The following is a 26,677-nucleotide window of genomic DNA, read 5'->3' on the forward strand; positions in this document are numbered from 1 at the left end:
TGCCATACCGCCTTTCAAATAAACTGTTTATCCATTCGTCTGCTTCATACGTAAAGCAGGTGCTTCTTTTTTTCGATGTAACACCAATTTATAAACGACAATGACGACAAGCATAAAGATCGCGGTATAAAAGTATAAATGACCGTATCCAAGCTGGGTAGCAATCATCCCTAGAATATAAGAGCCTGCGGCAATTCCTGTATCAAAAAGAGTGAAAAATGTTGCTGTAGCATGACCGCTTCTGCTGCGATCAGCGGCTTGAACGGCAAGTGTTTGCAGAGAAGGGACCACCGTTCCATAACCAAGCCCGATAAAGGCTCCCGATAAAAGAAGCATAAAGGATGTCTCTGTGATACTTAATAAAAGCAACCCGACCATAAATAAAACCAATGCTGGATAGATAATGATATGAGGTCCTTTTAAATCAAATAAGCGGCCGCTAAATGGACGGGCCACAAGCATCACAACGGCAAAGACAACGAAGAAAAAGCTTGCAGCATCTAATAAATCAAGCTCTTGTGCATAAATAGATAAATACGATAGAACACTTGAATAAGCAATTGCCACTAAGCTTCCGACAAAAGCAATGGGAAATGCCTTTTGATCTATTAAATCTGAAACTTGCAGTCGTTTCTTAGCTGTTTTAACAGGATTTTCATCAATCTTGCTTGAAGCCGTAAATAAGACACCAGCTGTAATTAATATAGCTAATACAAGAAAGAGGACAATAAAGGAGGTGGTTTGTATTAACGTAAGAGCAATCATTGGTCCAAAAACAACAGCAAGATTCGTAGACATCACAAAATAGCCAAGCCCTTCACCGCGTCTTTTGATTGGTACAAGGTCTGCGGCAATCGACCCTGTTGCTGTTGTCGCGATGCTAAACCAAATCCCTTGGAAAAATCGCAATGCCAGTAATAGAGCGTATTGATCAATCCATAAGTATAAAAACGAGCATAGTGTAAAGAGAATTAGGCTTATCATTAACATTCTCTTTTTGCCAAAATCATCGAGAAGTTTCCCTGAAAATGGACGCACGATGATGGCAGATAAAAGGAAAATGGTTACAATCAGCCCTGCATCAACCTCAGAACGATGAAGCTCGTCAACTACATAAATAGGCAGAGATGTTAGTAACCCGTAAAAGGCCATAAAAATAAAAAAGTTGCTTAAAGAAATGCTAATAAAGCTTTTCGTCCAAATCGGTTGTTTCCTTTCTTCGGTCATTTGGACTCATTCCCCCTCTTCATTTGTTTGTACACCTAGTTTGTTAAGTAGGTGGAAAAAATAATCTTGTTCTTCCTCTGATAAATGCTTAACCATCTTTTGCTCAAAGGTTTTGACCTCATTTTCAATAATTGGCAGGGTGTTTATGGCCTTTTCAGTCAATGAAACAAGCCGTTCCCGTTTATCACTGCCTTGGGACCGCTTTACCCAGCCGCTTTCTTCAAGCTTAACAAGTGTTCTTGTAATTGTTGGTGCTTCAACAAGCAAGTAACGCCATATATCACTTTGGGTCATTGGTCCATTGTTTTTTAAGCAATAGAGGATCGTCCACTGAGAACTGTACAAGTCATGTTTTTGTAAATGCTCATTCAGTTCTTTAGACATTAAGCGGGTCTTTTGATAAAGAAGATGAAATAGTTTGTTTGTATTTTCCAATTTGCTCACCTCAATAATCTTATTCTTAACGGGCAGTAAGGACCAAATCCCGTGTTTCAAGGTTCAGGAAAACAAAGAAACATAAGTGGAGTAAACTTCCCAAATGGATGAGGTCTTAATTTATTTACCTAGGTAAATATCGTGCTTATTTATGATAACAGAAAATAAGAATTTGTAAAGTAAACCTGTGTTCTAAAAGCTTACTTCTATCAAAGTAACAAACGAAAACAGCCATAAAAAACCCTTGACCTAGTTCGGCCAAGGGCTGGAAGCGTCTCATACACATTTAAATTTTTACAGCGTCGCTCTTTAAATTCCATGATTTTTTCCAAGAATAGCTTGCTAATAGCAAAATTCCAAAGGCAATTAATGCGATCGCAGCAAAGGTGATAAATCCGGAAGCGTAAGAACCAGTCACCTCCTTTAAAGTCCCTAAAATATTTGGTAAAAAGAAACCGCCGATCCCGCCGGCAGCACCAACAATTCCAGTAACCATGCCGATTTCTTTTTGGAAGCGCTGCGGAACCAATTGGAAAACAGCGCCATTTCCCATGCCCAGGCACATCATGCCTACAAATAGAAGGGCTGTAATCGCGAATAATGGAGGTAATTGACTAACACCAATCATACAAAGGGCTGCACCGATAAATAAGACTGATAAAACCTTTACACCTCCGATTCGATCGGATATAAATCCGCCTACAGGTCTGAAAAAGCTGCCTGCAGCTACGCAAAGTGTTACGAAGTCCCCTGCTTGGACATTGGTTAAATTATATTCATCTACAAAAAACATGCTTAAAAAGCTTGATAATCCAACAAACCCGCCAAATGTAACACTATACAACAAGCAGAAAAACCATGTATCGCGATAAGCGAATACTTTAAAATAATTGGCCAGCGGCTGCGGTTCCGGCTGTGTTGGCGCATCTTTAGCAAGCAGGATAAAAACCACAAATGCAATAAGTAAAGGAATAAGAGCAATTCCCATTGTGACATGCCAGCCAAAATTTTCTGCTAAACGGGGACCGAATAATGTAGCAAGCAATGTACCGCTGTTTCCTGCTCCGGCAATCCCCATGGCTAAACCTTGGAGATGAGGAGGATACCATCTGCTTGCCATTGGCAAAGCGACAGCAAAGCTTGCCCCGGCAACCCCTAATAAAATACCGATCATAAAGAGCTCAGGCATCGTATTACCTGCCAATAATCCCCATAGCAGCGGGATAGTCGTAATGATCATACCTAGAATGGCTGTTTTCTTGGGCCCCATTCGGTCTGTTAAAATTCCCATTACAATTCTAAAGAAAGAACCTGCAAGGATTGGCACCGCAACCACCAATCCTTTTTGTGAAGGCGATAAACCAAAATCCTGTGTGATAAAGGCACCAAGAGCGCCGAGAATAACCCAAATCATAAAGCTCACATCGAAATACAAAAAGGAAGAAAAAAGTGTCTTAGGGTGTCCGCTTGATTTTAAATCGGATAGTTTCATACAAATACTCCTTTCAATACGACAAAATTTGTGGTAATTTTCAGATTTTTCAACATAGCCACATTATAAGTGGTGGTTTTTTAAACGAAAAGTTACCTGTCAGGAAATATAACATGGAAAATTAATTAAGATGACATGAGGGGAATTCGATTCAGTGAGCAAATTTGATTCGTAAGATTTTATGTTAGGAAATGTGACAAAAATAAGTTAATAGTAGAAAGAATATGAAATAATGAAACCATTGGATAAGGTCAGACCATTGATGCTGGAGGGTTTTAAATGAAGCAAAAACTGGTAGTAATCGGGAATGGTATGGCGGGAGTCCGCTGTGTCGAAGAGATCATAAAGCATAATGCAGAAGCATTTGACATTTCAATCATAGGGAGTGAGCCGCACCTGAACTATAACCGGATATTACTATCATCGGTTTTGCAAGGTGAGGCATCAATAGAGGATATTACGATTAATGGGCAGGATTGGTATAAGCAAAACAACATCACGCTCTATTCTGGTGAAACAGCAATAAAAATTGATCCTGATAACAATGTGATCCTAACAGATCAAGACAGAATTGTATCTTTTGACTTGCTGATTATTGCGACAGGTTCACTGCCATTTGTGCTGCCAATCCCTGGAGCTGAAAAGGAAGGGGTCATCAACTTTCGAACGATAGAGGATTGCGAAACCATTATTAACACCTCAAAGCGCCATAAAAAAGCCGTTGTAATTGGCGGCGGAGTGCTGGGACTGGAAGCAGCAAGGGGCCTGTTGAATTTAGGGGTCGATGTCAAAGTCATCCACAATACTGAATATTTGATGCAGCGTCAGCTTGATGAAACATCATCGAGAATGCTGCAAAGGAAATTAGAACAGCAAGGAATTGGGTTCCTCCTAGGGAAGGTGACGAAAGAAATCGCTGGTGAGAACAAAGTGGAACAACTCCATTTTACGGATGGGACTTATATAGAGGCTGATTTTGTTGTCATGGCAGTTGGTGTCATTCCAAATGTTTCGCTTGCAAAAAACAGCGAAATACAGACAAATCGAGGGATTATTGTCAATGATTTTATGCAGACAAATTATCCGAATATTTATGCTGTCGGAGAATGTGCAGAGCATAAAGGAGTAGTCTATGGCTTAGTTAAACCATTGTATGAGCAAGGCCAAGTGCTTGCAAAGCATATATGTAATCTGGAGGCAGAAGGATATAAAGGTTCTGTTCTATCCACAAGCTTAAAGGTGCCGGGTATCGATCTATTTTCAGTAGGAGAGTTTGGTGAAGATGAAGCAACGAAATCACTGACGATGCTCAATGAAATGGAAGAAGTTTATAAAAAAATGGTTTTTCGCGGAGATATCATTGTCGGCGCGGTGTTATTTGGAGAGACAGCAGATCAATCCAAATTGCTTGATATGATCGTAAAAAGAAGGCATGTCAATGACGAAGAAAAACGCAATCTTCTTCTTTCGTCTGGTAAGAACACTTCGCACGTAAAGGCAATGAAGGTAAGTGAGATTGTTTGTAATTGCAATGGAGTTTCAAAAGGAGCAATTATCGAGGCTGTTCAGCAGAAAGGCTTAACAACGGTTGAACAAGTGAAACAATGTACAAAAGCCTCAGGATCCTGCGGAGGATGTAAGCCGCTGGTATCAAATCTGCTTGCTTACATTCACAGTGATGAATGTGATGAGGTAATTGAGCAAAAGTCTTTATGCAGCTGTACGGCACTTACAGAGGACGAGGTAGTTGTACAGATTCAGCAGCGAAACCTAACTTCACTCAAGGAAGTATTTTTAGAGCTAAATTGGAAAACGAAAGATGGCTGCTCAAGCTGTGTTCCTGCCATCAATTATTATTTAGCGATGATTTATCCGGATAATGAAGGATTAAATCAACCTTTCTATATTAATGGAAGTGCAGGGGCACAGCTGCAAAAGGATGGTACGTACTCAGTCATTCCGCAAATGTATGGAGCGCTTTTAAATGCCGCGGAGCTTAGCAGGATTTCTACTATTATGAAAAAATACCAACTAACTGATGTGGGGATTACCCCTGAACAAAAGATCCAATTAAAGGGAATTAAAAAGGAATTTGTTCAAGCGGTATGTTCAGAATTAAATGTGCGAATGACTCCCACACACGGCAATACCATCCAGCATGTAAACACGCTTTTTGGTGAACCTGTTTGCCATTGCCATAAGGAGCAAGCCTTGCAACTAGCGGTTGAGCTGGAAAAGGACATGGAATTCTTGCTGACACCTCATCGCGTTGTATTAGGTGTATCAGCTTGTAAGCATAGAGAAGCAGAGATGATCACAAAGGATATCAGCATCATTGGAGATAAGCGGGGCTGGGAAATTTACGTAGGCGGAAGTCAAAGTCCTGCCTTGAAAAAAGGAGAATTATTTACGGTGGCTGGTGGTCGTGATGAAGCAAAAACATTGATTTGCGGTTTTGTTCAATATTACCGGGAAACGGCAAATTATCTTGAACAAATTAGTGAATGGATTGAGAGAGTCAGTCTCATCCATATAAGAGAAGTTTTATTTGAGGCGGCTTTGCGGGATCAACTCATTAGCAGGATGGAAGCGGAAGTGCTCCCATATGCACAGAAGTCCGTGTAAAGAATGATGAAATAATGTAGATTGCGAGAGTAAAGGGGGAATTGTCTTGACCGAGTTATTATTGAAATATTTCCGGACAAAGCAGCAAGAGGTTCAATCAGAAAAGGTGTATGATACGCAATGTCCGTTTTGCAGTATGCAATGCAAAATGCAATTAATTGAGCAGTCTGTTGTGACAAGGAAAAAGTACACGACAGTGGGCAAAGACAATCCAACATCAGAAGGTAGGTTATGCATAAAAGGCTTAAATGCTCATCAGCATCCCTTCCATCAGGATCGGATTTTACATCCTTTATTAAAGGTGAATGGTGAGTTTGTTCCGATTTCCTGGGAACAAGCCATCGGACATATAAAAGAACAGTTTACTAGCATTCAAGCTGAGGATGGTTTAAATGCCTTATCTGTATACGGAAGTGCCTCTATTACTAATGAGGAAGCATATTTACTAGGCAAGTTTGCTAGAGTAGCGCTGAAAACACGTTATATCGATTACAATGGCCGCTTATGCATGTCCGCTGCGGCAACAGCAGCAAATCAAACCTTTGGCTTAGACCGAGGATTAACCAATGCGCTATCAGAGGTGCCGCACACAAGAGTGATCATCTTAGCTGGCACAAATATAGCAGAATGTCAGCCGACGATTATGCCGTATTTTGAGAAGGCGAAGGAAAACGGAGCTTATATTATTGCCATAGATCCTCGTGAAACAGGGACAACTGAGATTGCAGATTTGCATTTAAAAGTTAAACCGGGAATGGATGCAGCCTTGGCGAATGGAATGCTAAAGGTGATTTTTGAAGAAAAGCTTCATGACGAAGCGTTTATTAAAGGAAGAGCTACAGGGTTTGAAGACGTAAAAGGGTATGTTATGTCTTTATCATTAGAGGAAATTTCAGAGATGACAGGTGTTTCAGTTGAGCATATAAGGCTGGCTGCCATGAAATTTGCCGGTGAAGAATCCGGGATGATCTTTACAGCCAGAGGCGTAGAGCAGCAAATAGACGGTACTACTGCTGTAAGGAATTTACTGAATATTCTTATCTCTACAGGCAAAATCGGTAAACCTTACTCTGGCTATGGTGCTATAACAGGGCAAGGAAATGGCCAAGGTGCCCGTGAGCATGGGCAGAAAGCTGACCAGCTGCCAGGCTACAGATTAATTGAGAATGAAGAGCATCGCGCCTATATTGCGAAGGTTTGGGGTGTGGATAAGGATGAACTGCCTGGGAAAGGTGTATCTGCATTTGAGATGTTTAAAAAAATTGAAGAAGGCGAAATAACGGGAATGCTGCTCATGTGTTCCAATCCGGTTGTTTCCAATCCGAATGCTAACTTTGTAAAAGCGGCGTTAAAAAAGCTCAAGTTCTTAGTCGCAATCGATTTGTTTGTTTCAGAAACAGCCAAGTTAGCAGATCTCATTTTGCCAGCATCCTCTTATCTTGAGGACGAAGGAACGATGACAAATCTTGAAGGCAGAGTCACCCTAAGGGAAGCGAGCCGTCCTTGTCCTGGCGAGGCTAAGCATGATTGGCAAATCCTTTGTGAAATCGCAAAAGCACTTGGAAAGGAGAAGTATTTTTCCTATTCAAATGCTGAGGACATTTTCAATGAGTTAAGAATAGCAAGCCGGGGCGGAATCGCTGATTATTATGGCATCACCTATGAGCGCATTAGAAAAGAACAGGGAATCCTTTGGCCGTGCCCAGATTTGGAGCATAAAGGAACTGAGCGATTATTTGAAGAGTCATTCGCCCACGCTGATGGGAAAGCAAAAATGATTGCTGTCCCAAATACTCCAGAGGTACCAAAGGAAAAACCAAGTGACGAGTACCCGCTCTATTTAACAACAGGAAGGGTGATGTCACATTATTTAACAGGAGTGCAAACGAGAAAGAGTGCGGCATTAGCTGCAAGGAACTTTGAGTCCTATCTTGAGATTCATCCGGAGACTGCCAGGAAATATAGCATTGAGAATAATCGTCTGGTGATGGTTTCTTCAAAACGGGGAAGTATTGTAGTCAGAAGCAGATGGTCTGAAAAAATTAGACAAGATACTGTTTTTGTACCGTTCCATTGGGCAGATAGCCAAAATGTAAACTTACTAGTTGGCGAGGAACTTGATCCTTATTGCCGAATGCCTGGATTTAAGGTAAGTGCTGTAAAGATAGCGTCTGTTTAACAGATCAAATATGAATAGATGGTTCATTTTCGAGGTGCGGATCGTGCCTCTTTTTTGTTGGTTTCTATATGGGAGATATGCTCTAAATTGAATGCTTAAAGCTGAAATCAACAGGGGTATTTGCAAAGAGCTGGTATGTTAGAAAATAAAACCATGTCAGAAAACCTAACATGTATGTAAAATAATTATTTTTACCGTGATATAGTATAAGAAACTTTCCAAGGGGAGGAAAATCAGGTGGAAAAAAAGAAGCTTGTTTTAATAGGAAACGGAATGGCCGGCGTAAGAGCAATCGAAGAAATCCTAAAGATTTCAAACGACTTATTTGAAATTACAATCTTTGGGAGTGAGCCGCATCCAAACTATAATCGAATCCTATTATCAAAGGTGCTGCAGGGTGACACCGAGGTAAAGGATATTACGTTAAATGACTGGGATTGGTATGAAGAAAACAATATAACGCTTTATACAGGAGAAACCGTCACAAAAATCAATCCTGATAAGATGGTGGTTGAATCCGATAAAGGCCGAATTTTACCATATGATGAATTGATCATCGCAACGGGATCTGTGCCATTTATCCTTCCTATTCCGGGTGCTGATAAGCAAGGTGTTACAGCATTCCGTGATATAAAGGATACCGACATTATGCTTGAAGCGTCTAAAAAATATAAAAAGGCGGCTGTTATTGGCGGAGGTTTGCTTGGATTAGAAGCAGCCCGCGGTCTATTGAATTTAGGGATGGAAGTTAATGTTGTTCATCTTGCCCCAACATTAATGGAACGCCAGCTTGATGAAACAGCAGGAAGACTTTTGCAAAAAGAGCTTGAAAATCAAGGGATGAACTTTTTATTAGAAAAAGCAACAGTAGAGATTTATGGAACAGATCGAGTTGAGGGTTTGAAGTTTAAGGATGACACACAGCTTGAGGCTGACTTAGTCGTGATGGCTGTTGGAATTAAGCCGAATATCGAATTAGCAAAGCAAAGCGGTATCGCAGTAAACAGAGGGATCATCGTTAATGACTATTTGCAAACAGATCTGCCGCATGTCTATTCTGTTGGTGAATGTGCAGAACATAATGGAATTCCATATGGCCTTGTTGCTCCATTATATGAGCAAGCAAAGGCATTAGCTGGCCACATCTGCGGCAAAGAAACAGAGCCATATAAGGGATCTGTTTTATCTACGCAATTAAAGGTTTCAGGCGTTGAAGTATTCTCAGCCGGTGATTTTATGGAAGGCGATGATAAAAAATCTCTGAAAATCTTTGATGAGCAGGATGGAATTTATAAAAAGATTGTCTTAAGAGGAAATAAAATCGTTGGCGCTGTTTTATTCGGTGACAGCAAAGAAGGAAATCGTCTTTTCTCCATGATTAAAAAGGAAGCAGATATTTCAGATACAGAAAAAATCAGCATTCTTCAGCCAATAGGCGGTGAAACAGGGGAGAGCCTTGTTGCATCGATGAGTGCGGATGAAATTATCTGCGGCTGTAATGGAGTTTCAAAAGGTGCAATTGTTCAAGCCATTCAAGAGAAGGGCTGTACATCAGTTGATGCAATCAAAGCTTGCACAAGTGCTTCTCGTTCATGCGGAGGCTGTAAACCATTAGTTGCTGATGTTCTTCAATTGACACTTGGATCTGAATTCGATGCTTCCTCTCAGAAAGAAGCAATTTGCGGTTGTACAACACTTTCAAGAGATGAAATAGTTGAAGAAATCAGAGCGAAAGGCTTAACACATGTTAGAGAAGTCATGAATGTTCTGGATTGGGGAACAGCAGAAGGCTGCTCAAAATGCCGCCCAGCTCTAAACTATTATTTAGGCATGGTGAACCCAACGAAATATCAGGATGAAAGAGAATCACGTTTTGTCAATGAGCGCATGCACGCAAATATCCAGAAAGATGGAACATACTCAGTTGTACCAAGAATGTACGGAGGTGTGACAAATGCAGACGAATTGCGCCGGATTGCAGATGTTGTCGACAAATATGAGATTCCTTTAGTAAAAGTAACGGGCGGACAGCGTATTGACCTATTTGGCGTGAAAAAGGATGACCTTCCAAAGGTATGGCAGGATCTAGATATGAATTCTGGGTATGCTTACGGAAAATCACTGCGCACAGTCAAAACATGTGTTGGTGAAACGTTCTGCCGCTTCGGCACTCAGGATTCAATGGGCTTGGGTATCAGACTAGAGAAGAAATTCGAGGGCTTGCAAACTCCTCATAAAGTAAAAATGGCTGTATCGGCTTGTCCGAGAAGCTGTGCAGAGTCCGGATTTAAAGATATTGGATTTATCGGAATCGATGGCGGCTGGGAAATCTACATTGGCGGTAATGGAGGCACCCACGTTCGCGGAGGAGACTTATTATACAAAGTAAAAACAGATGATGAAGCAATGGAGATCACAGGTGCTTATCTCCAATATTACCGGGAAACGGCAAATTATTTAGAGCGTACATCCGCATGGGTCGATCGTGTTGGTTTAGACCATGTAAAATCAGTGCTTGATGACAAGAACAAGCGCCAGGAGTTAAATGCGCGCATGGATGAAACATTATCTGTTTATAGAGATCCTTGGAAAGAAATTATTGAAGATAAGAAAACGACTAAAGAACTATTTGAAACGGTTGGCATTTAATTGGCTGAACAAAAAAGACAGAATATTTTGTAAAGAGGGAGGAAGTTGGACATGAAGGAAATGACAAAAATGAAGGTGTATGTTGGTCCCTTTTTGGAGCTGCCAGAGCGTGTCGGAAAAACCGTTCAACTAGAGAAGGACAAAGAAGTTGCTGTTTTTAAGCTTTCAAATGGCACCGTTAAAGCCATTGAAAATAAATGTCCTCATAAAGGCGGAGTGTTAAGCGAAGGGATCGTAAGCGGCGAGCATGTATTTTGTCCGATGCATGATTGGAAAATCTGCCTTGAGGATGGAAAGGTTCAAGAGCCGGACTTTGGTTGTGTCAAAACCTATGAAACGATTATTGAAGAGGGAGAAGTTTTTCTCTTACTTTAAATGATAAAAATCAAAGTAAGGTTAGCATAGATTCGCTATGCATATAGAGAGAGCGCACTTCCCTTACTTTAAAAAGGAAATGAAAAGCTAAGGGAGGAAGATGATGATGGGAAAAGGTAAGGTATATTTAGTTGGTGCTGGTCCAGGGGACCGTGAGCTGATTACATTAAAAGGGATCAAGACCATTAAAAAAGCGGAAGTGATCCTGTATGATCGCTTAGTTAACCCTAAACTTCTTGAATATGCACCAGCAAATTGTGAACTTATTTATTGCGGCAAGCTTCCTAATCGCCACTTTATGAGGCAGGATGAAATCAACCATACTCTAATTGAAAAAGCATTGGCAGGCCAAACAGTTGTAAGGCTGAAGGGCGGGGATCCAAGCGTTTTTGGAAGAGTTGGTGAGGAAGCCGATGCTCTTGCGGATAAACGAATACCATATGAAATTGTACCTGGGATTACTTCAGGTATTGCAGCTCCTCTTTATGCAGGTATTCCTGTTACACATCGGGAATTCGCAGGATCGTTTGCGATGGTCACGGCACACGATAAATCAAAGAACGGCAAGCCTGATATTGACTGGGAAGGACTTGCAAGAGGTGTCCAAACGATTGCCTTTTATATGGGAGTATCCAACTTAAAGCATATTTGTGACAATCTCATTTCTCACGGAAAAGCGCCAGATACCCCTGTCATCGTGATTCGCTGGGGAACATGGAGCAGACAGAAAAGTGTCGTAGGTACGCTGTCTACTATAGTAGAAATGGTTAAAGAAGAAAAGATTGAAAACCCGGCAATTACCTTGGTAGGTGATATTGTCGCAACAAGGGAAAAAGGCAAATGGTTTGAGAAAAAGCCGTTATTTGGACAGCAAATTCTCTGCGTTCGCGGAAGTGCCGAAGAAGAGAGTATGGCAGATGAGTTTACAGACAAAGGGGCCGATGTCATTGAATTTCCTAAATGGAAAGTAGATGAAGGAGCCTTGGAGATTACAATTAGAAAAAAGCTGGCAACTTATAAACGTATGCTGTTTACCACTTCTGAGGCAGTTTCTCACTTTTTCACCCTTTTGAAGAGATATAGAATCGATATTCGACAAATACAAGCAAAATTATATTATAAACAGCCAACATCTCTTCCCTTGCTGGAAAACTTTGGTTTGTTCGCAAGCTATGTAGAAGAAATGGAACATGATGGAAGTTTATTGATTATCGGAGCAAACGAGAAAAGTGAACAAAGGTGGAAGCTTGATAAATATGGTGAACATGATTATGCTGGTGTATATCGAACCTCGATTGACAAGAGGTATGAAGCCATTATTCGCAGGTCCATTGAGGATGCATCCATTACATCAATCGTTTTTTCGACAAGCGATGCAGTCCATACGTTTATGAAGCATGCAGCACATTACGGGATCTCGAATCAGTCTATCGATCCAACAATCGATATCACTTGTTTAAGTAAACCAGCATGGCTTGCAGCAGCAAATAATGGTCTTAATCCTTGCATTTATAGTTGCCGCAACGAACGATCTTCAGAAGAAGTCTTCGAAGAAAGTGCCAATTTAGTCGTAACAAATATCTAAAGGAATATAAAGGTAAAAGGCTGAATCAATAGACCCCTTTTTCAAAAGGGTAAATCTTATTGATTCAGCCTTTGTTTTTGAGAATTTTTTAAAAAATGATCATAATCCCATTTAATTATGGTCATATTAAAAGTCATTGTGAGTGGTAATTAAATTAATATTCGATATCCTCATAGTCCTTTGGCTGAGGCATTGGTTGCTCGGGGAGGTTAATGTTGTATTCGGAAAGTGCTTCGGATTTTCTTCGGTAAACTTTTCCTTTGTAGGAATTCGCAGATTGTTTAATTTGATTTGGCTTGTTCATGCTGATCATCTCCTTTTATTTGATATTGGTTTTAGTTTGTCCAGATTGGGTATTAACATGATGAAGTAGGATCTTATTTTCATTGTTAAAAATTCACACATCCGTCACTATATTACCTAATATTAGCACCTAGTAATAATATGTTATTGTCTTTTGTCCCTTCGCTTGTTAGCATTAGTTACATAAAGATCGGAAAATCATTAATAGATAGGTAATGGCTATCTATTCCTGATATAGTCGATTTTTTACACTAGATGATAGACAATATCGATTATGGAAGGAGTAGGATATGAAAGAGCTTCATTCATTTGCATGGTATGCTGCACGTATATCCCCAAAATTACCGAAAAAAGCATTTAAACCTGTCCCAGAACGTCTGTGGGGGGGATTGGCTTATTTACTCATTGTCATTACAGGGTTTTTAACAATCGGTTTCTTTCATTTAAACCCGTTCATTTATTTAGCGATTGCCTTTGTTCTTGGTTCAAGCTTTGCAGCTTTGGGATTTCTAGGTCATGAAATCTTACACGGAACAGTCGTTAGAAAATCTTGGCTCCGTGATCTATTAGGGGCTATTGCCTTTTTTCCGTTAAGCACTGGCCCGAGGCTCTGGAGAAAATGGCATAATTTGACACATCATGTTCATACACAACATGAGGAGCATGATCCAGACTCATGGCCAACATTAGAGAAGCTTTCAAAAACTAAATTTTTACGTTGGATTTATCGTTTGCCGCATGGGTTAAGAGCGTTAGCTAGTTTTTGTTCCTTAACGGTCATGTTTTCTTTGCATTCTATAAAAATGTTTGCTGCCTATATAAAAGAGTTTAATCCTAAGCATCAGCCTTCAGTGTGGTTTCAGCTTATTTTACCGTGGGTGTTCTGGCTTTCATTATTATTTATCATGGGGCCTTATAAATGGTTTTTTGCTTTCTTATTGCCGCTGTTGATTGCCAACGCAATTGTCATGGGCTATATTTCAACGAACCACCGATTAAACCCCATTACAGAAGTAAATGACCCTTTAGCCAATAGCTTAACGGTCACCGTTCCTAAATGGGTGGATGTCCTGCATTTCAATTTCTCGTATCATACTGAGCATCACCTTTTTCCTGGGATGAGTTCAAAGTATTACCCGTTAGTGAAGGAACATATAAAAAGTATGTGGCCTGAGCGATATCACGAAATGTCCCTCGGCAAGGCCTTGGTTGCACTTTGGAAAACACCGCGTATTTACTTTGAGGGAAATCAACTAATTGATCCGCGCAAAAACCATGTCTATGAAACATTAGGCCATGGATTAGATATTTCGAACATTACATTTCGAAAGCTTGATAAAGAAAAGACCTTTGTGAAAATTGCCAATAAACCTAAGGTGAAGATTGGGAAAATTGTGAAAGGCGAATAAACAACAAAGGGACAGTCCCTGAATAAGGTGGGGGCAGCTCCTTTTGCTGTTGACTTAGTCTACCGTCCATTCTTATATTCGATTAAGTGCAAGCTGCATTTTAAATACCCGCATATCTGTATGGATTGAGATAAGAAACACCTTTTACTTGAAAAGGGTACAAAAAGGGACAGTCCCCAAAAAATAGGAGGAACTGTCCCTTTTTGTTGTCAATTTTTAGTAAAGTACTTATCCTAAATCAACCTTTTTTAACGGTTTCTTTGCAGGTCCTTCAACAACATCCCCTTGTACTGAAAATCTTGAGCCGTGGCATGGACAGTCCCAAGTACGGTCACCGCTGTTCCATTCCACCTCACAGCCCATATGGGTACATGTAGTGTCAACTAGGTTGAGATTCCCTTCTGCGTCTTTATAGCAGCCGGCACGCTTTCCATTTACAACAACGACAGACCCCTCGTCATTTCCAATGTCCTCAATCCGTTTATCTGCTATATCAATTTTACCCTCAATTAGATGACCTGCTACATCCAGATTCTGCATAAGGAATTTTTTGATGCTAGGGTCGGCGTAAAATCGTGAAGGGTCATATAACTCTTTGTACGGATTTTCTCTTTCTAACACGAGGTCAGTAAGTAATTTAGCAGCCGCCGTAGAATTGGACATCCCCCATTTCCGATAACCTGTTGCAACGAAAATATTTGGTTTTTTGGAGGTGATAGCTCCGACATACGGTACTTTATCGAGCGTATAAAGATCTTGTGCAGACCAGCGATATTTGATTTCTTCAATGCCCAATACAGCTTCCCCGAATTCTTCGAGAGCCTTATAGTGCTTATATGTTGAAGTCCCTTGCCCTGTTTTATGGCCATCCCCGCTAATTAAAACAAGCTTTTTCCCGTCCATTGGCGTATATCGTAAGGAACGGGCAGGTGAATCTGCACTATAGTACATGCCTCCAGGGAAATCCTGCTTAGTCAATACACCTAATACATAGGAGCGTTCAGCATGTAGCTTTGTAAAATAAAATCCCTTCCCATCAAAAAACGGAAAGTGTGAGCAGGAGATTGCATACTTGCAAGTAACCCGACGGCCTTCACGGGAAATAATCATTGGTTTTGGCGTAGTTTCATCAATATTAATCGCCGTTGTTTGCTCATAGATTTCCCCGCCAGCCTTTGTAATTTCATTTACAAGGGCTGTTAAATATTTTAATGGGTGAAACTGCCCTTGATTTTTCATGATGAGAACACCCTTAATATCGATCGGTAATGGGATGTCCTTTTTAAATTCACTTGGGATGCCGAGTTTTTGATAAGCATGGTATTCCTTCGTGATTTTTCGTTCATATTCATCACTTACTGCATACATATAGGCATCCTCTTCTGTTAAATCACAGTCGATTTTCAATTCTTCTATCGTTTGGCGGACAAATTGCAGCGCATCTGCGTTCGCTTCATAATATTGCTTTGCTTTTTCTGCTCCCATATGCTGAATAAGTTCATCATAGATCAATCCATGCTGGGCAGTGATCTTAGCAGTTGTATGCCCGGTTGTGCCATTAAGCACCTGACTGGCTTCGATGACGGCAACTTTAAATCCTTGCTTTGTTAAGAGATAGGCGGTTGTAATACCCGTTATTCCTCCCCCGACAATGGCAACATCAACTTCAGTATCAATTTTAAGAGGAGCAAAGCTAGGAAGCGTTGCTGACTCTCTCCAGAATGGTTCAACGTCAAACGGCATTTTTCCCTGAGGAAATTCATTGGTCATAACAAGACCCTCCTTAATGCAATCACTTTATACAGATAATTTTCACCAAATTCACTAAAAAAAAACATAAATGCTAAAAAGGCCTTGTCCAAAAGGGAAATTATTCTGATTTTTATTATTTGTTTACGATCAGCTACGTCTCAAGCCTTAGATGAAAATAAAGCCAGCGCTCGTTATAGGGATTTTTAAAAGTAGTTAAGATAGAGACATAGAAACGAACTCATCGTTGAAAGGAGGAAAAAAGACATGAAGAAATTTGGGTACTTACTTTTAGGTGGGGTGGCAGTGATTGTTTTGCTATCAAACCTTGCTCCAATGGTTGCCTTAGCGATTAGCCTGCTTATTATGTATTTTGCATACAAAGGCTTTATCAAAACAACTTCTACTTTCAATAAAGTTGTGTTGGCGATCATTGGCGTTATTGCCTTATTTGCATCAGCTTCAAATCTGCCTGCTATCTTAGGATTTGTTGCCTTGTATGTTTTATATGTGATCTATAAAAACTGGAAAAAACCAGCGAAAACAAAACTAGTCGAAGATGATGATCCATTCACTAATTTTGAAAAAGAGTGGAATGACTTAAAAGGAAATTACTAATTCACAATCAGTGGGCTAAAAATCTGACTTAAGCATTTGGCGCTGTGCCAATTGAGATCCCATACTAATTTTAAAGGAGAGAATATAATGGCTAATCTATTTAAAAGAATAAAAGATACAATTGCAGCAGATTTACATGAGGCTTTGGATCAAAAGGAGCAAAAAAATCCAATTTCGGTTCTTAACCATTATTTGCGACAATGTGAGAATGAAACGGAAAAAGTTCGTCATCTAGTAGAACGGCAATATTTATTAAAAGAAGAGTTTCGCCGTGAATACAAGGAGGCTGTGAATTTAGCTGAAAAACGTAAATATCAAGCTGAAATTGCTTCTAAAGCAGGGGAAACAGAGCTTTATGAATTTGCCGTTAAAGAACAAACATATTATGAGGAGCGAAAGGCACGCTTAATGGAATCAAGTGAGCAAACAAATCGCCAGCTTGAAGAGCTTGAACAAAAATATGCAGAAATGAAGCATAAGCTAAAGGATATGCATCTTAAGCGTATGGAGCTGATGGGCAGAGAAAATATTGCCCGTGCCCATCATCGCATGAACAAAGTGGTTGAGAACAATAGCTATTCAACAAAGGCATTCTCCAGATTTGAAGAAATGGAAAGTTACCTCGACCGATTAGAGCATCAAGTGAATTCGGCTTATCACCGCAATACGATTGATGCCCGCATTGCCCAGCTTGAAAAGCAGATGGAAAATGAGCAAACCGCTTCTGTTTCATCATGAAAAATATGGTATCCTAATAAGGCGTAGGTTTCTGCGCCTTATTTAGGCATTACCATCATAAGAGGTTTCATAATCGAAGAGAAAATGCTTCTTTCTATTATGAAGCGTCTTATTTGCCCGAGGCTGACCAAGCCGCTTACGCTTATGTTATGGGAAGGAGGAGACATCTTATGATAAAAAATATCAAATCAGATTATGTAAACTGGATTCTCTTAATTGGAATTCTCCTTCTTCTTTTAGAGGTCCTGTTTTTTAATGGCGGGCTGATTATTGTATTTGTCTTATCGATTGGCTGTATTTATTTAGGGAAGAAGTGGAAGCCGCGTGTGATGGGTAAGATCTTTTTTTGGATTGGTTGGATATGGCTCATTGTAAATGTCTTAAATATGATAACCTTTCGTTATTTTCTCTGTGTTGTCCTTTTGTATTTCCTTGTTCAATTTTTTCAATCACAGAAGCAGCCTAAGCAAATTAAGCCGATCATTGTAAAAGATGGATCTGATAGTGAAACAGAGACTGAACCTTTTATAAAGCGGCAAAAGATTTTTGATAATAAATTCTTCGGTACTCAAAAATCACCGGAGCATGTGTATGAATGGGATGATGTAAATATCCAGGTTGGAGTTGGGAATACAGTTATCGATTTAAGTGATACCGTATTGCCGAATGGTGAGGCGATCATTTCAATTAGAAGCCTGATTGGAAATGTTCAAATTCTCGTTCCGTATGAGGTTGGCGTTCATGTAAACCATTCAATTTTGGCAGGAACTGTGGCGTTCTTCCAGGATCAAGAGGAAAGAGCCCTTAATGAGTCGATCGTATATGAAACAGCTGAATATGATAAAGCCGAACAGAAAGTGAAGCTAATCACCTCATTGATTACTGGGAAGCTTGAGGTGAAGCGGGTATGACCATCATGCAGAGGCAAATTCTTATTGGAGGCATTTTTTCGCTGGTCCTATTCCTTCTTCTTTCTGTGTTGTTCTTTATTGCTTATCCTTTAGAAAGCTGGAATTCCCTTTGGATGCGGACAGTGATGGATTTACCCTTTATCTACATTGTTCCTAGTTTAAGTATTTTATTAGGCGTTTGTTATGGAGGCTTTTCAGGATACCTTTGGAAAAAACAGTTTCATGTGGTGGAATCCGCTGTTAGAGAAGTGGAAAAGGGGCGTCCGGTTCCAGATGAACCGCAGGCCGCCTATCCTGAAATCCATGAGATCTGGGTTAAAATAGAAAGTATCCAAAAGCATATGTTAGAGCAAACAAAGCTATCGCAAAAGCTGGCAAATGAGAAAGCAGAGGATCAAGAAAAAAGAATCCAAGAGATGATCTCTCAGGAAAGAAACCGCTTAGCACGTGAGCTCCATGACTCGGTTAGTCAGCAGTTATTTGCGGCTTCGATGATGATGTCGGCGATAACGGAGTCAAGGCCATTATCCGACGACCGGGAGACAAAACAGCTTAATTTGATAGAAGAAACGATCCAACAGTCACAGCTTGAAATGAGAGCGCTGCTTTTGCATTTACGACCTGCAGCTTTAAACGGTAAATCTCTTCAAGAAGGAATCCAAGAGCTTTTGGTAGAATTAATGCAAAAGGTTGTCATGAACATTAAATGGAAGGTTGAGCCGATTCCTCTTGATAAAGGGGTGGAGGATCATTTATTTCGAATTCTCCAGGAATCTGTATCAAACACCCTGCGCCATGCAAAAGCAACAAGTCTCGATGTCTTGTTAATTAAGCGCGACGACTTTGTGATCATGCGTGTTTCTGACGATGGTGTAGGCTTTGAAGTTGATAAGGAAAAAACAGGATCTTACGGCTTGCAGAATATGCACGAACGGGCGGTTGAAATTGGCGGTACGTTGAAGATTGTTAGCTTAAAGAATAAGGGAACTCGTCTAGAAGTAAAGGTTCCTGTACTTTTAAGTAAGGATGATGAACATGATTAAAGTTGTTTTTGTAGATGACCATGAAATGGTACGTATTGGGGTTTCTGCTTATTTATCAGCTCAGCCGGACATTGAAGTCATTGGTGAAGCTGATAATGGCAAAAAAGGTGTAGAGCTTTGCCTGGACCTTCGCCCTGATGTTATATTAATGGATTTAGTTATGAAGGAAATGGACGGAATTGAAGCAACTAGACAAATCATTGAAGTATGGCCAGATGCAAAAATAATTATTGTCACAAGCTTTCTAGATGATGAGAAAGTATACCCGGCACTTGAGGCAGGCGCAACAAGTTATTTATTAAAAACATCAAAGGCAAGCGAAATTGCAGGGGCGATACGTGCTACCTATCATGGACAATCCATTTTAGAGCCAGAGGTTACTGGCAAAATGATGATGAAAATGCGCCAAAAGGATAGTACACACCCTCATGAATCATTAACTGCAAGGGAAATAGAAATTTTAATGCTGATGGCAGAGGGCAAAACAAATCAAGAAATAGCCGATCAATTGTTTATTGCGTTGAAAACAGCCAAAACCCATGTTAGCAACATCTTAAGTAAGTTAGAAGTTCAGGATCGAACTCAAGCCGTAATTTATGCATTCAAACATTCACTTGTAAAATAATCAACGTATAGGAGAGAGACATATTCATGCATAGAAATCGTGATTTATATCAATTCTTAGTAGAGAATTCCTGGCAAATGACAGAAGACTGGTATCAAATGGTTGATGATCAAGATCCTGAATCCATTTATTCCTCTAATGATCCTAAGATTATTCAAACCTTAAAGGAGCAAAATCAAGATTACTTTCTTCATCTGCATAAGCTTTTTATTGAAGAAGAAGGGAAGTTTTTCAGCGAATTTAAAAAATGGTCTGAAGAGCTTGCTAAAGACCAAAAGCATCTAACAACCCCTGTACACTGTGTTGTCAGAGAATTTAATCATACGAAAGATGTTTATCTATCCTATCTTAAAAAGTTCTATCAAGAAAATACAGATAAAATTAACGTCGACCAATTGCTCAATTGGATTGAAATTGTCGGAAGAGTCGTGAATTTATCGATATACATATACATTGATGAAGCTCATAAAAACACAATAAAGCAGCTTGAAGCACAAAAACAAATGATCAATGAACTAAGCTCGCCGGTGATCTCTCTTGAAAACAAAACGGCCTTATTACCATTAATAGGGGATATTGATACAGCAAGGGCGAAATTAATTTTAGAGAGTACGTTAACACAATGTGCGGAAAGACGGATCGAGCAGCTCTGCATCGATTTATCAGGTGTTGCCATTATTGATACGATGGTAGCCCATGAAATTTTCAATTTAATTAGAGCATTAAAGCTGCTTGGTGTTCAATCGATATTATCTGGTATTAGACCGGAAATCGCACAAACCGCGATTCAGCTTGGCTTGGATTTTGAAGAAATTACAACAACATCTTCCCTTGCCCGTGCTTTGGAATGGATTAAAGCGTAGGGATCATATTGAAAATAGTAAATAAAAACGCTTGGATATTACTAAATCCAAGCGTTTTTATGTGTTTATTCTATTGATTAATTAAAGAAAAATTATTGCTTTTGTGCCCATTCCTCAATATCCCAAACCTTCGTAACCCAATCCTCATAAAAATCAGGTTCATGGCAAACTAGGACAACGGTTCCTTTATAGGCTTTAATTGCCCGTTTTAATTCTTCTTTTGCGACAACATCGAGGTGGTTTGTCGGCTCGTCAAATAACAGCCAGTTGCTATCATTCATCTGCAATTTGCATAGACGGACCTTTGCTTGCTCGCCACCGCTGAGCTGTGTAAGCGGGCGGGAAATATGTTCATTTTTTAGGCCGCAGCGTGCCAGAAGTGCCCTAACTTGATGCTGATCAAGATGTGGAAAGGCATTCCAAACATCATCTATCGGCGTAATGGATTCAGCCTTTACCTCTTGCTCAAAATAAGAAGGAAACAGGAAGTCGCCGCGATTGGTTGTTCCGCCTAATGGTTCGATTTTTCCTAGAATCGTTTTTAATAGTGTGGATTTCCCAATACCATTACAGCCGACAATGGCAATCTTTTCACCGCGTTCGATCGTCATCGTAAGCTTAGGCAATAGAGGTAGATCATAACCAATTTCCAGATCTTTCGCCTCAAACACATAACGGCTGCTGCTTCTTGATTCCTTAAATTCAAATGTTGGTTTAATCGCTGTTTCCGGACGGTCAATGCGCTCAATCCGATCCAGTTGCTTTTGGCGGCTCTTCGCACGTCCGGTAGTAGAGTAGCGGGCTTTGTTTTTAGCAATAAAATCTTCTTGCTTTTTAATAAATTCTTGCTGTTTTTCATAAGCTTGAAGATGCTGGTTTTTATTTATCTCCGCAAGCTCAAGGAATTTTTCATAGGTTGCTGTGTACCTTGTCAGCTTTGAAAATTCCAAATGAAAGATGACATTCGAAACACCGTTCATAAATTCTGTATCATGAGAGATTAATAGAAAAGCATACGGATATTCTTTTAAATAATTGCTCAGCCAACGAATATGCTCAACGTCTAAATAGTTTGTCGGCTCATCAAGCAAGAGTACATCCGGCTGTTCAAGCAATAGCTTGGCAAGAAGAACCTTTGTACGCTGGCCGCCGCTAAGTGCGGAAACATCGCGGTCAAGGCCGATCGCATCAAGTCCTAATCCTCTAGCCGTTTCCTCCACCTTCATATCTAATAAATAAAAACCGCCTGCATCTAAACGATCTTGAATCTTTGCCATTTCCTCCAGCAAATCCTCAAGCTCTTCAGGTGTAGCAGAAGCCATTTTTTCTGTAACCTTATTTAATTCCTTCTCCTGCTCAAAGAGCGGTAAAAAAGCATCGTTTAAGATATCACGAATTGTTTTTCCTTTTGTTAAAACGGTATGTTGATCAAGGTAGCCATAACGAACTCCTGGAGTCCATTCGACACGGCCTGTGTCGTATATAAGCTGCCCTGTAATAATATTCATTAAAGTAGATTTCCCTACACCATTCGCACCAACTAGACCGACGCGTTCACCTGCTAGCAGGCGAAGTGAAACATCTTTAAATAGCGTGCGGTCACCAAAGCTATGGCTGAGATTATCGATCGAAAGTAGACTCATTTTTATAAACCCTCCAAGAGTAAAAACAGTATCTTGTCTCATTCTACAATTGTTTTACCCAAAGTGCTACTGGTAATAGATGAAGGTTGTTTTTTACTTTAGCCCAATTTTTCGGATTAGATAAAAGAAAGGGTTTACATATTTCATAAAGTATGATTATAATTACTATGGTTGTTAGACATCTTACCTCTTAGCAAATAGATAAACATAAATATGATACTATGGAAGGGAACGTTATTTTGTTAGGAGCTAAACATAGCAGGAGCATTACTGAAAGTATGAGGTAATCCAAATTGATAAATATGATTTGGGGAACATTCTACAATGAAGTAATGAATTTAATTCTTGGAGCAAATAAATCTTTAGAGCCATAGTATATCATTTATTGCTCAAAACAGAGGTCGGACGTCTGATTACTGGTTATATTTGGGATTAGCATACTCAATAAAATTATTTTAGCTAACTAAAAGGTAAATTTTTATGTCAAAGTGATTGATGAATGACTACTGTGGTATTTTTTCAAAAAAAATTACAAAAATAAAGATATTATCTATTTGGAGGAGATTATGAAATATTTATTGGGAATTATAGGTTTAATCGTCGTTTTTGGGTTAGCTTTTCTAGTGAGTAATAATCGCAAGCAAATCAAATATAAACCATTAATCGTTATGGTTGTCATTCAGCTCCTGCTTGCAGCTCTTTTGTTAAATACAAAGTTTGGATTTATTATTATTAATGCAATTGCGAATGTATTTAACAAACTTCTGCAATACGCAAATTCAGGGGTAGAGTTTGTTTTTGGCGGCATCGCAAATGAAGGATCTCAACCATTTTTTCTTACGGTCTTACTTCCAATTGTTTTTATTTCAGTATTAATTGGAATACTTCAGCATCTTAAAATCCTCCCATATGTGATGAAATGGATTGGGTTTGCACTCAGCAAAATTAACGGGATGGGAAAACTAGAATCTTATAATGCGGTTGCTTCGGCTATAGTTGGACAATCCGAGGTATTTATTACGGTCAAAAAACAGCTCGATCACCTGCCGGCAAACCGTCTTTACACACTGTGCGCTTCAGCAATGTCAACAGTGTCAATGTCAATAGTTGGTGCGTATATGACTATGATTGAGCCGAGTTACGTTGTAACAGCAATTGTCATTAATTTATTCGGGGGATTCATCATTGCTTCGATTATTAATCCGTATACAGTAAAGGAAGAAGAGGATTTTTTAGAGGTAGTAGAAGAAAAGCAGTCCTTCTTTGAAATGTTGGGAGAATATATTTTAGACGGTTTTAAAGTGGCAATTATCGTAGGGGCTATGTTAATTGGTTTCGTCGCATTAATGGCAGCAATTGATAATGTATTTGAAATGATTTTAGGTATTACATTTCAGCAATTACTTGGTTATGTGTTTGCGCCGCTGGCATTTATTATGGGCATACCAGCGTCGGAAGTCGTCTCAGCGGGAGGCATTATGGCAACAAAGCTTGTGACAAATGAATTTGTTGCGATGATGAATCTATCGGATATGGCGTCGCAATTCAGTGAAAGAACGTTGGGAATTGTATCTGTATTCCTGGTATCATTCGCCAACTTCTCATCAATCGGTATTATAGCAGGTGCTGTTAAGGGTTTAAGCGAAAAACAAGGGAATGTTGTTGCCCGATTTGGTTTTCGTTTATTGTACGGTGCAACACTTGTGAGTGTTTTATCAGCTATTATTGTAAGTATTATTCTATAAATTGAAGATGTGCAATTTGAAAGAGAAAAAGTATCATTTTTCTTATTAAATTGACATAGGTGTCCAGAAACTTGCACATTCAAAAAATGCACAAGTGTTGTTAAATAAACACTTGTGCATTTTTATATAGAATAATCCTTTTTGAAAGTTATTATTTGTCTACTTTAAATCCTTTTAACAGATCAGCAAATGCATTGTTCAAAGGTTCTGCTTCTTTTTCCTGCTGTTTTAAATATCTTTGTACACTGCGCTTATCCACTTTTCCACCAGATTCTTTTTTACGTCTTTCTTCAAAAGCAGATAATTTTTCACGATATCCGCATTTACATGTGAAGATTTGGCCTTTCCCTTCACCACGGAGTTCCATTTTCTTTTTACATTGAGGGCAGCGTGCGTTCGTTAAGCGTGCTACGTTCTTTCTATGACCGCATTCACGATCTTGGCAGACAAGCATTTTTCCTTTCTTACCGTTTACTTCTAACATTGGTTTGCCGCAATCTGGGCAAGACTTTGTTGAAATATTGTCGTGTTTATATTTTTTAGCGCTGGCTTTAATTTCTGCAACAATTTCCTTTGTATGTTCTTTCATTTCATTAATAAACACACTTTTTTTCAGTTTCCCTTTAGCAATTAGTTCAAGCTTTTGTTCCCATTCAGCAGTGGTTGCTGGAGATTTTAATTCTTCTGGAACTAAATCTAGAAGCTGACGTCCTTTAGAAGTGATATAGATTTCCTTACCGCCACGTTTTTCAATTAGAAATGAATTAAATAATTTATCAATGATATCGGCTCGAGTTGCCACTGTACCAAGTCCACCAGTTGACTTTAAAGTGTCTGCAAGCTTTTTATCGTTTGTCTTCATATACTTTGTAGGATTTTCCATTGCAGAAAGTAATGTTGCCTCTGTAAAGCGTGAAGGTGGTTTTGTTTGACCTGATGTTTGAACCATCAATTTTGTTTGTAAAACATTCCCTTTTTCAACGTTGGGTAGTAACTGCTCTTTTACATCATCTGTTGATTCTTCATCATCATAACGATTTTGGTATACTTCTTTCCAGCCCGCATTAATCACTGATTTTCCTTTGGCAATAAATTTTTCATCACCAATTGCTGCATAAACTGTTAATTGTTCATATTCAAAAGCAGGGAATAATACCGCTAAGAAGCGTTTTACGACAAGATCATAAATTTTTCGTTCTTTATCTGTAAATGCTGAGAAATTCACATAACCTTCTGTTGGAATGATGGCATGGTGATCACTTACCTTACTATCGTCAACAAATGCTTTTGTTGCTTTAATTGGTTTTTTCAAAACTTTATTGGCAAGAGGACGATATTCCCCAACACTGCACGCTTTTAAACGCTCTGGTAGTGTACTAACAATGTCTGAAGATAAATAACGTGAGTCAGTACGAGGATAAGTTAATACTTTATGTTGCTCGTACAATTTTTGCATGATATTTAGTGTTTCTTTAGCTGAATAACCAAAAATTTTATTCGCATCACGTTGTAATTCTGTTAAATCATATAAAGCCGGTGCGAATGTTTTCTTTGCTTTACGGTCAATTGCTATAACAGTCGCATTTTTACGCCCAAGTGATGTAATGATTGCATCTATTTTTTCCTTATTAAAGCTGCGAGAATTACCTTTTGCATCTTGCCAAGTTAATGTAAGTTCATCTGTTTGAACTTCAATCCCGTAATATGTTTGAGGTTTAAAGTTTTTGATTTCTTCTTCGCGTGCTGCAACCATGGCCACTGTAGGGGTCTGAACACGTCCACAATTTAATTGAGCATTAAATTTCGTTGTTAATGCACGTGTTGCGTTTAAACCGATATACCAGTCCGCCTCAGAACGTGCTACGGCTGATGCATATAAGTTTTCATAAGCTTTACCAGGTTTTAAGTTATTGAATCCATCTTTTATAGCCTTATCTGTTACAGAGGAAATCCACAAACGTTTGATTGGTTTATGAACTCTTGCTTTATCAATAATCCATCGAGCAACTAATTCTCCTTCTCGCCCTGCATCAGTTGCGACAATTATTTCATTTACATCATTGCGAGTTAACTGTGCTTTTACAGTATTAAACTGTTTTCCTGTTTGCTTCATAACAACTAATTTCAAGTTTTCTGGAAGCATAGGTAGATCTTCTAAATTCCATGTTTTATATTTATTATCATATACTTCTGGATCTGCTAAAGTGACTAAGTGTCCAAGCGCCCAGGTTACGATATAGTTAGTGCCTTCTAAAAAACCATTTCCTTGCTTTGTACACTTCAATACATTTGCAATATCACGTGCCACAGAGGGTTTCTCAGCGATTACTACACTTTTTGCCATTTGTTCGAACTCCTTTACTGACTATGTACCGTCTAATATATCATAGTTTTAATATAGAGTTTAAAGATATGTTATTTCGACTTCAGGAATTTTGAAATCTCTCAGATTTTGTCGAATGC

At 39.3% G+C, this 26,677-nt stretch carries 20 protein-coding genes; 13 read left to right on the top strand and 7 right to left on the bottom strand.

Annotated features, from left to right (window positions below; genetic code table 11):
- Positions 1-27: 27 nt before the first annotated feature.
- From WQ54_RS24870 to WQ54_RS24880, 3 genes are all read right to left on the bottom strand, one after another.
- Positions 28-1,227, bottom strand: a complete 1,200-nt coding sequence (locus tag WQ54_RS24870) for an MFS transporter (RefSeq protein ID WP_046588373.1) — start codon at positions 1,225-1,227, stop codon at positions 28-30.
- A 6-nt stretch (positions 1,228-1,233) separates the two neighbouring features.
- Complete coding sequence (locus tag WQ54_RS24875) at positions 1,234-1,611, bottom strand: MarR family winged helix-turn-helix transcriptional regulator (RefSeq protein ID WP_046588702.1); 378 nt, start codon at positions 1,609-1,611, stop codon at positions 1,234-1,236.
- A gap of 337 nt (positions 1,612-1,948) precedes the next feature.
- Positions 1,949-3,154, bottom strand: coding sequence for a NarK/NasA family nitrate transporter (locus tag WQ54_RS24880; RefSeq protein WP_046588374.1), 1,206 nt, complete (start codon positions 3,152-3,154; stop codon positions 1,949-1,951).
- 279 nt (positions 3,155-3,433) lie between these two features.
- Between WQ54_RS24880 and nirB (WQ54_RS24885) the strand changes: the two genes are divergently transcribed.
- From nirB (WQ54_RS24885) to cobA, 5 genes are all read left to right on the top strand, one after another.
- Positions 3,434-5,779 (top strand): nitrite reductase large subunit NirB, encoded by a 2,346-nt coding sequence (nirB, locus tag WQ54_RS24885; protein WP_046588377.1) that lies wholly within the window; start codon positions 3,434-3,436, stop codon positions 5,777-5,779.
- A gap of 46 nt (positions 5,780-5,825) precedes the next feature.
- Entirely contained in the window at positions 5,826-7,958 is a 2,133-nt protein-coding gene (locus WQ54_RS24890; protein ID WP_046588379.1) for a molybdopterin oxidoreductase family protein, read from the top strand.
- 237 nt (positions 7,959-8,195) lie between these two features.
- Positions 8,196-10,607 (top strand): nitrite reductase large subunit NirB, encoded by a 2,412-nt coding sequence (gene nirB / locus WQ54_RS24895; protein ID WP_046588381.1) that lies wholly within the window; start codon positions 8,196-8,198, stop codon positions 10,605-10,607.
- Positions 10,608-10,658: 51 nt separating this feature from the next.
- Complete coding sequence (gene nirD, locus WQ54_RS24900) at positions 10,659-10,982, top strand: nitrite reductase small subunit NirD (protein ID WP_046588382.1); 324 nt, start codon at positions 10,659-10,661, stop codon at positions 10,980-10,982.
- A gap of 100 nt (positions 10,983-11,082) precedes the next feature.
- A complete protein-coding gene (gene cobA, locus WQ54_RS24905) occupies positions 11,083-12,567 on the top strand; it encodes a uroporphyrinogen-III C-methyltransferase (protein ID WP_156178136.1) in 1,485 nt (494 codons plus the stop codon).
- A gap of 154 nt (positions 12,568-12,721) precedes the next feature.
- Here the strand turns inward: cobA and WQ54_RS33955 are convergent, their stop codons facing one another.
- On the bottom strand, positions 12,722-12,871 hold the full coding sequence (locus WQ54_RS33955) for a hypothetical protein (RefSeq protein WP_156178138.1): 150 nt from the start codon (positions 12,869-12,871) through the stop codon (positions 12,722-12,724).
- A 289-nt stretch (positions 12,872-13,160) separates the two neighbouring features.
- Here WQ54_RS33955 and WQ54_RS24910 point away from each other — a divergent pair, with 289 nt between their 5' ends.
- Complete coding sequence (locus WQ54_RS24910) at positions 13,161-14,279, top strand: acyl-CoA desaturase (protein WP_046588385.1); 1,119 nt, start codon at positions 13,161-13,163, stop codon at positions 14,277-14,279.
- A 228-nt stretch (positions 14,280-14,507) separates the two neighbouring features.
- On the opposite strand, the gene WQ54_RS24915 is transcribed toward WQ54_RS24910, so the two are convergent.
- Complete coding sequence (locus tag WQ54_RS24915) at positions 14,508-16,049, bottom strand: FAD-dependent oxidoreductase (RefSeq protein WP_046588387.1); 1,542 nt, start codon at positions 16,047-16,049, stop codon at positions 14,508-14,510.
- 246 nt (positions 16,050-16,295) lie between these two features.
- Here WQ54_RS24915 and WQ54_RS24920 point away from each other — a divergent pair, with 246 nt between their 5' ends.
- From WQ54_RS24920 to WQ54_RS24945, 6 genes are all read left to right on the top strand, one after another.
- Positions 16,296-16,646 carry a hypothetical protein gene (locus WQ54_RS24920; RefSeq protein WP_046588389.1) on the top strand — a complete coding sequence of 117 codons (351 nt, stop codon included), beginning with the start codon at positions 16,296-16,298 and terminating at the stop codon, positions 16,644-16,646.
- A gap of 87 nt (positions 16,647-16,733) precedes the next feature.
- Positions 16,734-17,384, top strand: a complete 651-nt coding sequence (locus WQ54_RS24925; RefSeq protein ID WP_046588391.1) for a PspA/IM30 family protein — start codon at positions 16,734-16,736, stop codon at positions 17,382-17,384.
- Between the two features lie 170 nt (positions 17,385-17,554).
- Positions 17,555-18,295, top strand: coding sequence for a cell wall-active antibiotics response protein LiaF (liaF, locus tag WQ54_RS24930; RefSeq protein WP_046588393.1), 741 nt, complete (start codon positions 17,555-17,557; stop codon positions 18,293-18,295).
- Entirely contained in the window at positions 18,292-19,338 is a 1,047-nt protein-coding gene (locus WQ54_RS24935) for a sensor histidine kinase (protein WP_046588395.1), read from the top strand. The genes liaF and WQ54_RS24935 overlap by 4 nt, the downstream gene beginning before the upstream one ends.
- Positions 19,331-19,963, top strand: a complete 633-nt coding sequence (locus WQ54_RS24940; protein WP_046588396.1) for a response regulator transcription factor — start codon at positions 19,331-19,333, stop codon at positions 19,961-19,963. Before WQ54_RS24935 ends, WQ54_RS24940 begins: the two co-directional genes overlap by 8 nt.
- 26 nt (positions 19,964-19,989) lie before the next feature.
- On the top strand, positions 19,990-20,826 hold the full coding sequence (locus WQ54_RS24945) for an STAS domain-containing protein (protein WP_046588398.1): 837 nt from the start codon (positions 19,990-19,992) through the stop codon (positions 20,824-20,826).
- Between the two features lie 92 nt (positions 20,827-20,918).
- On the opposite strand, the gene WQ54_RS24950 is transcribed toward WQ54_RS24945, so the two are convergent.
- Positions 20,919-22,469, bottom strand: coding sequence for an ABC-F family ATP-binding cassette domain-containing protein (locus WQ54_RS24950; protein WP_046588400.1), 1,551 nt, complete (start codon positions 22,467-22,469; stop codon positions 20,919-20,921).
- 566 nt (positions 22,470-23,035) lie between these two features.
- Between WQ54_RS24950 and WQ54_RS24955 the strand changes: the two genes are divergently transcribed.
- Positions 23,036-24,214 carry a NupC/NupG family nucleoside CNT transporter gene (locus WQ54_RS24955; protein ID WP_046588402.1) on the top strand — a complete coding sequence of 393 codons (1,179 nt, stop codon included), beginning with the start codon at positions 23,036-23,038 and terminating at the stop codon, positions 24,212-24,214.
- Between the two features lie 151 nt (positions 24,215-24,365).
- Here the strand turns inward: WQ54_RS24955 and WQ54_RS24960 are convergent, their stop codons facing one another.
- Complete coding sequence (locus WQ54_RS24960) at positions 24,366-26,558, bottom strand: DNA topoisomerase III (RefSeq protein ID WP_046588404.1); 2,193 nt, start codon at positions 26,556-26,558, stop codon at positions 24,366-24,368.
- Between the last annotated feature and the right edge of the window lie 119 nt (positions 26,559-26,677).

The sequence above is a fragment of the Bacillus sp. SA1-12 genome (genome assembly GCF_000981385.1).
Classification (GTDB): Bacteria; Bacillota; Bacilli; order Bacillales; family Bacillaceae; genus Metabacillus.